The 14,763-nt window shown below is 35.4% G+C and carries 10 protein-coding genes; 9 read left to right on the forward strand and 1 reads right to left on the reverse strand.

All coding sequences use genetic code 11. From position 1 onward, the window contains the following. Nucleotides 1-47 precede the first annotated feature (47 nt). The 4 genes from BT156_RS19620 (at nt 48) to BT156_RS19635 (ending at nt 4,294) form a co-directional block, all read left to right on the forward strand. On the forward strand, nt 48-1,586 hold the full coding sequence (locus BT156_RS19620) for a TlpA family protein disulfide reductase (RefSeq protein ID WP_072412630.1): 1,539 nt from the start codon (nt 48-50) through the stop codon (nt 1,584-1,586). A 117-nt stretch (nt 1,587-1,703) separates the two neighbouring features. Next, a complete protein-coding gene (gene rlmD / locus BT156_RS19625) occupies nt 1,704-3,110 on the forward strand; it encodes a 23S rRNA (uracil(1939)-C(5))-methyltransferase RlmD (protein ID WP_072412631.1) in 1,407 nt (468 codons plus the stop codon). Nucleotides 3,111-3,189: 79 nt separating this feature from the next. Continuing rightward, nucleotides 3,190-3,669 carry a DUF6452 family protein gene (locus tag BT156_RS19630; protein WP_072412632.1) on the forward strand — a complete coding sequence of 160 codons (480 nt, stop codon included), beginning with the start codon at nt 3,190-3,192 and terminating at the stop codon, nt 3,667-3,669. Beyond that, entirely contained in the window at nt 3,635-4,294 is a 660-nt protein-coding gene (locus BT156_RS19635) for a DUF6048 family protein (RefSeq protein WP_072412633.1), read from the forward strand. Before BT156_RS19630 ends, BT156_RS19635 begins: the two co-directional genes overlap by 35 nt. Here the strand turns inward: BT156_RS19635 and BT156_RS19640 are convergent. After that, a complete protein-coding gene (locus tag BT156_RS19640; protein WP_072412634.1) occupies nt 4,291-4,779 on the reverse strand; it encodes a hypothetical protein in 489 nt (162 codons plus the stop codon). The genes BT156_RS19635 and BT156_RS19640 overlap by 4 nt on opposite strands. A 99-nt stretch (nt 4,780-4,878) precedes the next feature. On the opposite strand from BT156_RS19640, the gene BT156_RS19645 reads away from it, so the two are divergent. The 5 genes from BT156_RS19645 to BT156_RS19660 all read left to right on the forward strand — a co-directional run bounded on the left by BT156_RS19645 (nt 4,879) and on the right by BT156_RS19660 (nt 14,686). Next, a complete protein-coding gene (locus tag BT156_RS19645) occupies nt 4,879-6,888 on the forward strand; it encodes a M43 family zinc metalloprotease (protein WP_072412635.1) in 2,010 nt (669 codons plus the stop codon). A 257-nt stretch (nt 6,889-7,145) separates the two neighbouring features. Beyond that, the gene (locus BT156_RS19650; RefSeq protein ID WP_072412636.1) at nt 7,146-7,517 is read left to right on the forward strand and encodes a T9SS type A sorting domain-containing protein; all 372 of its coding nucleotides are present in this window, start codon (nt 7,146-7,148) and stop codon (nt 7,515-7,517) included. A 222-nt stretch (nt 7,518-7,739) separates the two neighbouring features. Continuing rightward, complete coding sequence (locus BT156_RS19655; RefSeq protein WP_072412637.1) at nt 7,740-10,724, forward strand: reprolysin-like metallopeptidase; 2,985 nt, start codon at nt 7,740-7,742, stop codon at nt 10,722-10,724. Between the two features lie 167 nt (nt 10,725-10,891). Further along, a complete protein-coding gene (locus tag BT156_RS22220; RefSeq protein WP_170857347.1) occupies nt 10,892-11,035 on the forward strand; it encodes a hypothetical protein in 144 nt (47 codons plus the stop codon). An 87-nt stretch (nt 11,036-11,122) separates the two neighbouring features. Continuing rightward, nucleotides 11,123-14,686, forward strand: a complete 3,564-nt coding sequence (locus BT156_RS19660) for a GEVED domain-containing protein (RefSeq protein WP_072412638.1) — start codon at nt 11,123-11,125, stop codon at nt 14,684-14,686. Nucleotides 14,687-14,763: the final 77 nt, after the last annotated feature.

Below are 14,763 nucleotides of genomic sequence, written 5' to 3' on the forward strand. Positions count from 1 at the left end.
ATTAAGTATATTGAAAAACTTATTTTTGTTAAATTATAAAATTCAAAATGAAAAAATATCTTTTATTGTTTATCATCGCAGTGTTTGTGATGTCTTGCTCTAAAAAAGTTGAAGTAAAAGGGAAAATCACTGGAGGATCTCCATTAGAAAGAATAGAATTTATCGAAGCTTCAGGTGTTGCTACATTGCCGTTAGCAAACATCGGAGTGAAGAATGACGGTACTTTCGAAGGAAACTTTGAAGCTCCTAAGAGCGGAATGTATGTTATTTCTTATGGTGGTAAGCAGAATTTAGTTTACTTAAAAGCTGGTCAGGCTCTTAATATTTCTGGAAACGGACAAACTTTCCCTTCAGAATATGTGATCACTGGTGATGCTAAAAAGAACAATGACTTCTTTACTGCAGCTCAAAAATATCTTACTAATTACGCTCAGACTGTAAATATGAACGAGCTAATGACGAAAGATGAGCCAACTTTCATCAAAGGAATTCAAAAAGTAGAAGCAGATATTAACAAAAATATCGACGAAAACGTTAAAAAATTCAATCCGGATAACGAAGTTGTTAAATGGAAAAAGAATGATATCGCAAGTACTTTGCTTTCTATTATGTCTCAGTATGATCTAAGCCATAAGCAAATGGGTAATCCTTCTTTTAAAGTGTCTAAAGCTTTCACAGATTATGAAAACAAACTTCAGACTAATAAGGATGAAATGGTAAAAGATAATCCTGCTTACAGAAGCTACCTTTTATCTAAAATGAGCCCTGATTTTCAAAAGTATGCAGAAGCAAAAAGCAAAGGAAAAACGGATGTTACTACTTCAGAATTATTCAATCAATATTTGAAAGATAAAAAAGATGTTTCACAAATTACTAAAGATTATCTTTTAGCATTTGTAATGGCTCAGTCTGACATTCACCCGAATACTCCTGAGAAAACATCTGATAAAATCAAAAAAATCATTGATGAAGATATCAAAGATGCTACAATTAAAGCAGATCTGAAGAAAATTCAATTTGCGATCAATGGATTCAAAATTGGTGAAGTTGCTCCTGAAGGAGCTTTGGTAAAACAAGACGGTAAAGCTTACAAACTTTCTGAAAATAAAGGAAAACCATACATGTTAGCATTCTATGCTTCTTGGAATCCTTACATCGGTGAAGCTACTGTTCCTGTATTGAAAGAAGTTGCCAACTTCTACAAATCTAAGATGAATTTCGTATTCGTTAACGTAGATGATACGAAAGATCAGTTTGTAAAAACAAGCAATTCTTTATTAAAAGGAATTACAGGAGTAAATGTATATGCTGACGGAGGATTAAATTCTGATATCGCTAAAAAATATGGTGTATACGGATTCAAATTACCTTGCTTCATCATCATCGATAAAGATGGGAAAATCGCTAGTAAACCATTCTTCAATCTTGGAGATCCGGAATTGGTAACAGTTTTAGATAAGCAGACAGGGCTTTCAGCTCCGAAAGTAAATCCAAACATACAGTTGCAACAAGGTATGGGAGCAAATCCTTCTGCTCAACAGCAGGCCCCACAACCGGCAAATCCGCAACCGGTTCCTACAAAATAGTAAACTTTAACATAGATAGAAACCTTGTCCTTCGGATAAGGTTTTTTTTATTGTATTTTTGCAAATTGAAACCGCGAGGTTTCTTTTCATTATATTAGAAAAAATAGAAAATAGGGAATGAGAAAGAAGAAAGATATTATTCTTGAAAATATTAAACTGTTTGGTGCAGGAGCCAAAGGTATTGCAATAGGGAAAACGGAAGAAGGAAAGACTGTATTGGTTTCCGGTGGGGTACCGGGAGATACTGTTAATGCAAGAGTTAAGAAATCGAAATCAAAATATTATGAAGCCGAAACTGTTCAGGTGGTAGAGAAATCTCCATTTAGAGTAGATGCTAAGTGTATTCATTTCGGAACTTGCGGAGGCTGCAAGTGGCAGAATATGAGCTATGAAAAACAGCTTGATTTTAAACAAGAAGAAGTATACAATAATATAAAAAGAATTGGAGGAATTGATGATTTTGAAACCGTTCCGATTTTAGGTGCTGAAGAGCAATATTTCTACAGAAATAAAATGGAGTTCTCTTTCTCTAATGCGAAATGGCTTACTCAATATGAGATAAGTTCTGAAGAAAATTTCGGAAACAGAGATGCTCTTGGTTTTCATATTCCGGGAATGTGGAGTAAGATTTTAGATTTAAAAGAATGTTTCCTTCAGGAGGATCCTTCAAATGCGATCCGTTTGGCAGTGAAAAATTTCAGTGTTGAAAACGGTCTGGACTTCTTTGATGTCAGAAATCAGGAAGGGTTTTTAAGAACCTTAATGATGAGACAGAACTCTAAAGGTGAATGGATGGTTTTGTTCCAGCTTTATAGAGAAGAGAAGGCGAACAGAGAGAAGCTTTTCCAGTATTTATTAGAGAAATTCCCACAGATCAAGACGTTGGTTTATGCTATTAATCCAAAACAAAACGATTCTATTTATGATTTAAATGTAAATGTTTATTTCGGGGAAGGATTTTTAATGGAAGAAATGGATGGACTGAAATTCAAGATTGGCCCAAAATCATTCTTTCAAACAAACTACAAGCAAGCTTTAGAACTTTACAGAAAAACATTAGAGTTTGCCGATTTAAAAGGTCATGAAGTTGTTTATGACCTATATACAGGAACAGGAACAATTGCTCAGTATGTGGCCAGAAATGCAAAACATGTGATTGGAATTGAATCTGTTCAGGAAGCAATTGATGCAGCCATCGAACACGCTGAATTAAACGGTCTTACCAACACAACATTCTATTGTGGAGATATGAAAAATGTCTTCAACGACGAATTCTTGGAAAATCATCCAAAAGCAGATGTTTTAATTACTGATCCGCCAAGAGATGGGATGCATCAAAAAGTGGTTGAGCAGATATTAAAACTGGCTCCGGAAAAAATAGTCTATGTAAGCTGTAACTCTGCAACTCAGGCTAGAGATTTAGCCTTAATGAAAGATCATTACACTTTGGTTAAAATTTTACCGGTAGATATGTTCCCGCAAACACACCATGTGGAGAATATTGCATTACTGATTAAAAAATAATTTATTTACATTTGAAGATCAAAATATTAATATGAAATGTCAGTTCCATCTGGCAAAATAAAAAAATATAAACGTACAGATGAAATATTTTAAATTTCTCATACTTACCTGTTTTTTAGGTATCCTTTTCTCATGTGGAGGTGATGACGATATCTGCGAGAGTGGTGAAGGTACTCCAAGGATGAAAATTGCTTTTAAGAGTGCAGAATCCGGTAAAGAAGTGACAGTAGATTCATTATATGTAGCGGTGGATTATGGGTCTGGTACTAAGGTTCAATTGGGAAAAACTGCAAATGTGGCATCCAGATTGATCCCGTTGCGTGTTGATGATGCTCCCTACACAGATATTTATGTCAAAACAAGACTGAATGGTACCGAATCCAAAGTTAGGATAAACTACACAACGAAAGCTGTATATGTTTCTCCTGGGTGTGGTATTAAAAAAACGTACGAAAATTTAACGACAGAATTAATTACTTCTACAGTTGTAAAGAAAGTGGAAGTAGACTTAAATCAAATAGAGAATGAAGACAAAACTAATATTTTCCTTCTTTTTTAGTGTACTAAGTTTGTTGAGCTTTGCTCAGGAAAATAAAGAGGTAAAAAAAGAAAAATGGATGTATAAACCCAATTTTATGGTTGGTTTTGATCTTCTAAATGCAGGAAGTTCTTTCTTTTCGGATAGAAAAATGTATCAGGGATTTATATCATCTAAAATTAAAGACGATCTTCACGCTGTTATTGATGCCGGTTTTGATTCTAATGTATATCAGAAAAACGGATATGATGTAAAAGCAAATGGCCCGTTTGTAAAACTTGGGGTTTTCTATATGTTGGCAAAAGATGCAGAGAACGAATTCAACGGATTTTATGCAGGTGGAAAGGCTGCCGGATCATTTTATACACAGGAATATATGGCAATTCCGGTTCGTGGATTTGGTGGCAGCACAGCTTCTGTTGCTTTCCCATCTTCTACACAATCTTCTTATTGGATTGAAGGTATGATTGGCGGAAGAGTTCAGCTATTTGAATCTAATTTTTATATAGATGTAAATCTTCAGCCAAAATACATGGTATTTACAACAAAACAGGACGAAATTCAGCCAATGATTGTTCCCGGTTTTGGAAAAAGCTCATCTAAATTTGCAGTGGGATTTGCCTGGAATATTGCGTATAAATTTTAACGGATATTATTTCTAGGAGGTTTTCTTTGTCCTTTAGAATTAATCATAAGAATACTATATAAATTTTCCAGTTCTTTTGGAGGAACACCTGCATCAAAATCTGATGACAGGTAAGTTTTTCCGTTTGATATTATTGATATTTTTGATGATAAAGCTTTGTCTGAATATCTATTTGTTGTAGGCGATTCTAATAAAGATATTTTTGATAAATCTATCGTTGTGGCTTGTTTCAGAATATTTTGCCATTCAATAGAGGGTAATTCTGTCGTGGTAATATTTCCATTTACAGAAACTATTTTAGAAGTTGGAGTAAATGATATAATTCTATTTGTTCCTCTTGTTTTCTCAATAATTTCTATCTTTTCAATTTTCTCATTTTTTTGTATTATTATTGACTTATTTTCGGAAATAGTTGATTTTTGTTGAGAAGTACAATTAATATTAATTAAACTACAAGAAATTATTAATAATATATATGATTTCATATTGTTATTTTTTTATTATTATAAGGTGTTTTGTGTAAATTATTTTAAAATTATACCAAAAACTAATATATTTGTAAAACTAATTAAAGATTTTGTTATATGAAACGTAAATTTACTTTTAAATTGCCTTTTCTGTTTTTTGTAATGATATTTTGTTCAGTTTTCGCTCAGAAAAATGCTCAGGATAACATTGTTTTTGGCAAAAAATATACATTAGAGGAATTAAGAAAAACAAGTGGGTTCATCAGATGCGCATCATCAGAGTATGAAAAAATGTTGCAGAAAAATGATCCTAAAAGAATGACAGATGCTCAGTTTGAAGCATGGATCGCTCCTTTAATTGCTAATTCTAAAAACAATAAATCTCAAAGTGGTGGTATCATTACAATTCCGGTTGTAGTTCACGTTATTCACAGCGGGCAGGCATTGGGTACTGCTCCAAACATTACAGATAATCAGGTTAAATCACAGATTACGGTGATGAATAATGATTACAGAAAATTAGCAGGATCTCCGGGATATAACACGAACCCTGTTGGTGCAGATGTTTTAATACAATTCGCTTTAGCAAAAGTTGATCCTAAAGGTAATCCTACTGATGGAATTGACCGTGTGAATCTTTGTCAGACTTCTTGGGCTACTTCTGCTATTGACAGTTATGTGAAGCCTTTAACTATTTGGGATCCTACGAAATATATGAATATGTGGAGTGTGAACTTTTCTAACACAGATTTGTTGGGATATGCGCAGTTTCCGTCAAATTCTAACCTGCCAGGCTTAAATCCAAATATGGGCTATGCAGAAACAGATGGAGTTGTAGCAAATTACTCAACTTTTGGAAGCAGTACTTATGATGACGGAACATTCTTTTTGAATGCTCCTTATGATAAAGGGAGAACAATGACTCATGAAGTAGGACATTTCTTAGGATTGAGACATATCTGGGGTGACGATTATTGTGGTGATGACTATTGTGCTGACACGCCAACAGCTCATGATTCTAACGGTGGTTGCCCTACAACAATAGCAAGTTGTGACAATCCTTCTATTTACGAGATGGTACAAAACTATATGGATTATACTAATGATACTTGTATGAATATCTTTACCATTAATCAGAAAGATAGAATTACAGCTGTTATGAATAATTCTCCAAGAAGAATGGAATTAAAAACTTCAACTGCAGATATGGCTATCCCATTATTTGCAAATGATGCGGAATTGAAAGGTGAAAAAAGCTGTAGCCAATCATCTTGTGGTACTGTGTCTCCTGTTACTGTACAATTCTTATTGTATAATAGAGGAACAAGCGCACTTACTTCTGCTGTTATTACTTATACCGTTGATAATGGTGCAGTACAGACTATCAACTGGTCAGGGAATTTAGCACAGAATAAATATGCTATGGTTAGTATTCCTACAGGAGCTTCTTCTGGTACTGTTGCTGCACAAATTGCATCGGTAAACGGAACATCAGATCAGAGACCTGGTAACAATGCTTCTTATGTGTTCATTGGAAATTCAGTTCCTGTGGCAAGCACAAACTTTACACTTGAGCTTCAAGGAGATCCTTATGGATCTGAAATAACATGGACATTAACCAATAGTGCAGGTGCTACATTATATAGTGGAGGGCCATATGCAGATGCAGATCCTAATATGCCTGCTTTATTAACATTTAACTGGGTATTACCTCAAAATGATTGTTATACGTTTACAATAAACGATGTTTATGGAGATGGTATTTATGATTTGGACGGAAGTTATAGAATTAAAAACTCCGCTGGTGTTGTAGTCGTTGCTGGTAATGATTTTACATATCAACAGCAAAGAACATTTAAAGTAGTAAATGCAACATTAGCTACTAATGAAATAACTAAAGAAAAGAATACATTCGGGATATATCCAAACCCTGTAAATGATATTCTTAACGTTACGAATATCTCAGGTGATACCAAATTTGAAATTCATAATACAGTTGGTCAGCTTGTTAAGAGTGGTTTGGTTTCTAATAATCAAATCAGAGTTTCTGAATTGTTAAAAGGAGTTTATATCATTACAATAAAAAATAAAAGTATTTCTGAAAATATTAAGTTCATAAAGAAATAATTTTTTAGACTTTAAATAACACTTAAGCCTCAGAATTTTCTGAGGCTTAAGTGTTGTTAATCATTTTAATTAAAGTGGCAGCTATAATTCATAAGTATTAATGTCTACAGCCTTCCTGTTATGGATAATACTATAGCAGATGAGTGTCAATAAGGATTGTACGTAGGAGTAGAACCCTTATGACAGTGTTGCAAATGCAAATGCCTCATCACCGCCAAGTACTTGGGATACCTCTCTTAGAGATGTATTAGCTGCTAATGTTAGACAAGCTGATTGTATGGATATCGGACACTTCATTCTCTCATACGATACAGGGAAGTTCTGTTCAAATGGAGCAGGGTTCCGGATCTGCAATTATGGGATCTGCTAGTAATAATTATACTCATGGAGAAATTGAAGATTATAATGTTGTTGTAGCTTCTACATTAGGGACAAGTGATATTGCTAATCCTAAAAATGATATTCAAATATATCCGAATCCTGTAAGTGATGTTTTAAATATTACTAATATTTCAGATAAAGCTACTTTCAAAATTTACAGTGCTGCTGGACGGCTTGTACAAAGCAGAAATATTCATAACAAACAGATTAATATGAGTTCTTCAATAAAAGTGCTTATGTTGTTATAATAGAAGATGAAAATATTTCTAAAAATAACAAGTTCATAAAGAAGTAGTAAAAAATATAAAAATATAATTTTTCGTGTGTATAGCAGACTTCAAGGGTGCTTGGAGTTTGTTTTTTTTAACTGTCTCATGAGTTTGTGTGTATTTCTATTGTATAATTCTTTTATTTTTAAGGATAATAAACGGAAAATAGTTATATTTGGCGGAAAATATAATTAAAAATTTATGAAAAAACTACTTACTATTTTATTTTGTAGTTTGGTTGGCGGCTCTGCTTTTGCACAGTGGACGCCGACTACATACAAGAGAGGTACAGAAATTAAGTATGCTCTTGTTAACTACTATAAGCTAGATATTAATGCAATTAAAGAAAAGCTTAAAAATGCTCAGGAATCGGGACCTAATGCAAAGCCTGTAGAAATTTCTTTACCTACTTTGAATGGTAAAATTGAAAAATTTGCAGTATATAGTTCTCCGGTTGTTGTAAAGTCTCTTGCAGACAAATATCAACTAGGATCTTATGTTGGGGTTGGGGTTGACGATCCGTCTAAATACCTAAGATTCTCTTTATCAGGGAATGATTTCCAATCTATGGTAATGAATGATGGAAATTATGAATTCATTGAGCCGCAAAATGCAGATAAAACGGTATATGCTGTTCATCCTAAAACTAGTAAAACAGGAGGAACAGGAAAAGGCTTCTTTTGTAGTACCACAGAAAACCCTGCTGAGGTAGCTCAGATTAATCAGATGCTGGAGCAAGGTAAATCATTTGCAAACCAACCAACTGATTTCTCAAAAATGTCTGATAAAAAATTCAGAACGATGAGATTGGTAATGTCTGTTACTGGTGAGTATACTCAGAAGTTTGGAGGTACTGTTGCTGGTGCTTTGACGCAGATTAATGCGACAATGACAAGAGTAAACGGTGTTTTCGAAAAAGACTTTGCTTTACGTCTTATTCTACAGGATTTTCCAAATGTAATTTATACGAATGGTTCAACAGATCCATATTCGATTCCTTCAGTTGGTACAGCTTCAGCTAATGCAAGTAATGCTAACGGTTGGAATGTTCAGCTTCAACAAACATTGAGTGTGAATGTTGGAAGTGCTAACTATGACATCGGACACCTTTTAGGCGATTCTGGTGGTGGTGGAAATGCGGGATGTATCGGTTGTGTTTGTATTGACCCTACAGGAACTCCTGCTACTTCTCTTTCTAAGCAAAAAGGTTCTGGATTTACGTCTCCTGGAGATGGAGTTCCTCAAGGTGATAACTTTGATATTGACTATGTAGCTCACGAAATGGGTCACCAGTTAGGAGGTAACCACACATTCTCTCACGGTCTTGAATCAGCTGGCGTAAACGTAGAGCCCGGTTCTGGATCTACAATTATGGGATATGCTGGTATTACAGGTTCTACTACTGATGTTCAGCCACATTCTGATGCATATTTTCATAAAGCAAGTATTTCTCAGATTCAGGCTAACTTAATCAGCAAAACTTGTGATATAGAAACTTCTATCTCAAACAATGCACCGGTAATTACTCCTTTAACTGCTTACAGCATTCCAAAAGGAACGGCATTTGTATTAACGGCGGCTGCTACTGATGCAGAAAATAACCCAATGACTTATACATGGGAGGAGGTAGATAATGCAAGTGTTACAATTAATAAAACTAATTTAGGAACTACTACTACTGGAGCTTCATTTAGATCTTTTACGCCTACTGCAAGCCCAACAAGATATTTCCCTAAACTATCTTCTGTATTAGCAGGAGTTTTAGATAACTCAAACAACGGATGGGAGTCTGTTTCTATGGTTCCCAGAACAACTAATTTTACTGTAACCGTAAGAGATAATAACCCTGATCCGGCTCAACAGCAGAGTCAATTTGCGCAGCAGACAATTACTGTAGGTAATGATGGTCCATTTAAGGTTAATACTCAATATGCTAACGTAAACGTTGCAACTCCAATTGAGTGGGATGTGGCAAATACTACAGCTGCACCTTACAATGTTGCGAATGTTAAAATTGATTATACAACAGATAACGGAACAACTTGGACTGTACTTTCTGCTTCAACAGCTAATGACGGATCAGAATCATTTACTTTCCCGTCTTCAATGAGCGGACAAGTAATTAAGCTTAGAGTTTCATCAATCGGAAACGTATTCTATGCTGTGAAATCAGTAACAGTAGTAGCTTTCGCTCCATGTGACGGTACTGCTCCAGTGGGGATCACTACAAGTAACATTACTGCTTACGGAGCTACTGTGAGCTGGACGCCAATTTCAAATGCTACTTATATGATTCGTTATAGAAAAGTAGGTCAGACTGCTTGGGTAGAGACAACGTCTACTTCGCCTACTGTAACGTTAGCTGGTCTTACAGATGCTACATCTTATGAAATTCAGATAGCGGCTGTTTGTTCAGGAACTCCTGGTGCTTATTCAGCTTCAGTGAATTTCACAACTTCATCAATATCTTATTGTGCTGCTTCATCAGTTACTGCTGCGAATCTATTTATCTCAAACGTAACGGTTGCGAATCTTAACAATACTTCAGGTGGAGCTACTTATACAAACTTTACAACAAACCCTGCTCTTCAGGTTAATCTTGTAAAAGGTGTTAGCAATACTATGACTATTACGGCAAATATTCCTGCTTATAACTTAGCAATGGTATTTATCGATTATAACAGAGATGGTACTTTCGATGCTTCTGAAAGAGTAATGAACTTCCCGGTAACTAACGTAGCTTCATTCACAGGATCATTTACTGTTCCTTCTACTGCTATTGAAGGACAGACATTAAGAATGAGAGTTCTTTTTGGTTATGCTGGATCTGGTAATGCCGGATTAAATGGTCCTGCATCATGGGTTTGTGGAGCTGGAACTAATTTCAATGACGGTGAAGTTGAAGATTACAACGTTGTTGTAGCTTCTACATTAGGTACAAGCGATGTTGCTAATCCTAAAGACGGAATCCAAATTTACCCTAACCCGGTAAGTGATGTTTTAAACGTAACTAAAGTTTCTGACAAAGCTACTTTCAAAATTTACAGTGTTGCTGGTCAATTAGTAAATAGCGGAAATATCAACTCAGGAAAAATCAACGTTTCTGAATTGGTAAAAGGTGGATATGTAATTACAATTGAAGAAAAAGGAAAAGATCTATTCAAATCTAAATTCATCAAAAAATAATAAAAATTCCATAACAATAATAAATCCTCAGGTTTTGCCTGGGGATTTTTTTATTATTAAAACATAAGTAATGGTATTATGAAGTTTCCTTAAAAAAAACATTTCAATTGGCAAATTAATAACAAAAAATCATTAGATTTGTTTAATTAATATAATATAAAGAACATATGAAGAAAACCTCTACTTTTTTATTTCCTTTTCTGACTCTGGTAAATATAGGTTTTGCAATGCAATCCTATATGCAGGCAATGACATTGCCTTACAGCCAGTTGAACAGCAGTAATATCACTACAAATAATCCTCCCTGTTGAAAGCGGATATTGAATTCTTAATTATTAAGAATATAAAAGTTATAAATGAATGTATTATGAATTTATTTTTTTAAAACAATTTGACTTATGAGAAAATTTTATCTTTTATTTTTATTTTTTCTGTCATTTTTGGGATTGAAGGCTCAGTATTGTACTCCAACGGGAGGTTCATCAAGTACGACCTATTATTTAAAAACAATTTCCCTATCTGATCAGAATAGTATTAATTATACAGCTACAGCATACCAAGCTTATGTTAATAATTCAGCCCAGACAGTAAATTCTTCTCCGGGCGGAACTATACAGCTAAATTTGGCTACCAGTTCAAGTACTGCAAAATATTATGTATACATAGACTGGAATAATGATTTTGATTTTAATGATGCAGGTGAAAATCCTATTGCTACTACATCGTATGCAGCCACGTATACCGGAAATATAACTGTTCCGGCTGCACAGGCTTATGGCTCTTACAGGATAAGAATAGAGAATGGCTTTATAACACCTGCCAGTCCTATTACTGCATGCGGACCTAGTGCCTATGGCAATTTTGTAGATTTTACAATTCAGGTAGGAGCTCCTCCGACTTGTATTGTTCCTACAGCATTAACATCATCAAATATTTTAGCTAATTCTGCAACCTTGTCTTGGACTGCTTCGGTAACGACTCCGGCAAATGGTTACGAATATTATATGAATACGACAGGTGTTCCTCCTACTGGTGCAACTGCGGGAACAGCAGTTCCTACAGGAACTTCGGTTACAGTGGGTAGCCTTGCAGCTAATACTACTTATTATTGGTGGGTTCGAGCAATTTGTTCTTCTACAGATAAGAGTTTCTGGGCTGCGGGATCCCCTTTTAAGACACTTTGTACCGCAATTACCACTCTTCCTTGGACTGAGAATTTTGATTCTCTGACTCCGATAGGGTCAGGTATTGTACCAAGTTGTTGGAAACAAGTAACAGGTACTTATGCATGGACTTCTGCAAATGCGGCATCTACAACATTTAATGCACCTAAGTCTACACCGAATTATATGAGAATTCAATACGGTAATACCACTGCCAGTCAACTTTGGACTCCGGGCTTTGCCTTGACAGCAGGTACAACGTATGAATATTCTTTCTATTATAATACAGGAGGTACAACAAGCTCTTATATAGGATTTACAGGTAATGCATTAGTGAATACTTCACAATCTGCTACAGGAGCAACAACTTTAGGGGCATTCATTACAGCAACACAAGGAACAAATGGATATGTATTGTATAAAGTATATTATACACCTACAGTTTCAGGAACATATAATTTTGGAGTAAGCGTTAGTGCTACAAGTGCTCCTTGGTATTTAGGTGTGGATGATTTCAAAGTGAGAGTTGCACCTACATGTACAGACCCACAAGGTTTAACGGTCTTGAATACTACAACTTCAAGTACTACGATACAATGGACGGTACCGGCTCCGGCACCTGCAGGTGGTTATGATGTTTATTATACTACAAGTCCTGCAATTCCGGCTCCAACTGTTACTCCTCAATATACCGGAGTTACAGGGCCAACTCAATTAATAACAGGATTAGCAGCAAGTACAACTTACTACATTTGGGTAAGAGCAAGATGTAGCTCTACTGATATTGGTGATTGGACAGGTCCTCTATCTGTTTATACCAATTATTGTGTTCCTACAGGAGGTTCGTCTTCAACAACATATTATTTGAAGAATATTACAACTACAGGAGGATTTACCAATCTTGCCTATACTGCCTCTACATATAGTGCATATGTAAACAATTCTGCAACAAGTTTCTCTGCATTACCGGGAACTACTGTGAATGTTAGCATGAATTCTGGTACAAGTTCGTACTATTATTATTTATGGATAGACTGGAATAACGATATGGTGTTTGATCCTTTAACGGAAGCTGTTTATGCTACTACTGCCTATACTACTACAGGAACAACAACAATTAACACGGCAGGTCATCCGGCAGGTTCTTACAGAGCAAGATTTGCGACATCATTTAGTGGTGCTATCACTCCTTGCGGATCGGCTCCTTACGGTAATTATGTAGACTATACTTTTATTATTAAACCTTGTTCTACTACGGCTCCTACAAATGTTTATGTAGATGCAATCAGCCATATTTCTGCAACGGTACATTGGACTCAGTCTACTAATAACCTTAACTATAAAGTATATTGGAGAGAAGTAGGAACTACCGGATGGCCAAATTCATCTGCATTATTAGCACCGCCTACAAACAGCTTTGTTATCCCAACAGGTTTGCAGCCTGCTAAAAACTACGAAGTAATGGTAGTTGCTGTTTGTAATACTACTGAAGGAACTGCGACTCCTGTACAATTTGCCACAAAATGTGATCCTACTCCTCCGAATGTTACGGTAAGTAATATCACAACAACATCTGCATTAATAACATGGGCGCCTCTAGCTGCAAGCTCTACTTATGTGTTGAGATACAGAATAGTAGGAAGCGGTGCTACAGGATGGAGTGCTAATATTCCTTTACCGGCAGCTCCTGCAAATACTTATACGCTTGGTAATTTAAATGTATATACTTCGTATGAAGTTCAGATAGCAAATATTTGTAATGGTACTACAGTTGTCAATCCGTGGTCTAATCCTAAAGTATTTACTACTGAAAGAACTTGCGTATTGCCTCCTCCGGGATTAACGATTACTAATCTTACTCCTACTTCAGCAGTTGTGGTTTGGGATCCGTTCCCGGGAGCAACTTATATCTTGAGATATAGAAAAGTAGGTATTCCGAGCTGGACAAATGTACCGGTTTCAATAAATACTCTTACATTAACAGGGTTATTGGAATTAACTAAATATGAAATGCAGGTTGTAAATGTATGTTCAGGTACGCCGGGTACTTACACTCAGCCTTACTTCTTTACAACGCCTACGGTAACTTACTGTCCAATGTCTTCTACAAGTGCAGCTAATGAATTTATTTCAAAAGTAACTGTGAAGCCGAATGGTAAACCGATAATGGAAAACACTTCAGTAGGATCTACTTATACAGATTATACAGGTGTTCCTGCTAAATTCATAGAATTGATTCAAGGATCTACAGGAAACCAAATTACGATTGAAAAATCTTGGTTAGGTACTAATAATAATGAAGGTGTTGCTGTTTGGATTGATTTCGACAGAAACGGATACTTCGATATTAATGAAAGAATCCTTGCTTCACCTCCTAGTACAACAACTCCTGTTACAGGAACGTTCAATGTACCTGCAGATGCATTCATCAGCTTAACAGATTACAAATATGTAGTGATGAGAGTAGCATTGCAGAGAGACGGTATCCCTGTGAACTGTACAAGTTTTGCAAACGGAGAAGTTGAAGATTACACAGTGAGAATTTCTAAAACTCCTGTTCCTAATGCAACCAACCAGACGGATATCATGATTTATCCTAACCCGGTAAAAACTACATTGAATGTAAAAAACACAAGCCCAAGATCTAATTATAAGATCTACAATGCAGCAGGACAAATAGTATCAGCGGGAATTATCTTAAACAACAAGATCAATGTAAGTAATTTGATCAACGGAGTTTATGTGATAGATATCGATGATGTTAAGGGTACTGCCCAAAAGAAATTCATCAAAGAATAATAGTAAATTATCTTTAAAATAGAATAAGCTCTCAGAAATGGGAGCTTATTTTTTTAACTAAAATCAGGTCAACAAAA

This window comes from Chryseobacterium limigenitum (assembly GCF_900114875.1).
GTDB lineage: Bacteria > Bacteroidota > Bacteroidia > Flavobacteriales > Weeksellaceae > Chryseobacterium > Chryseobacterium limigenitum.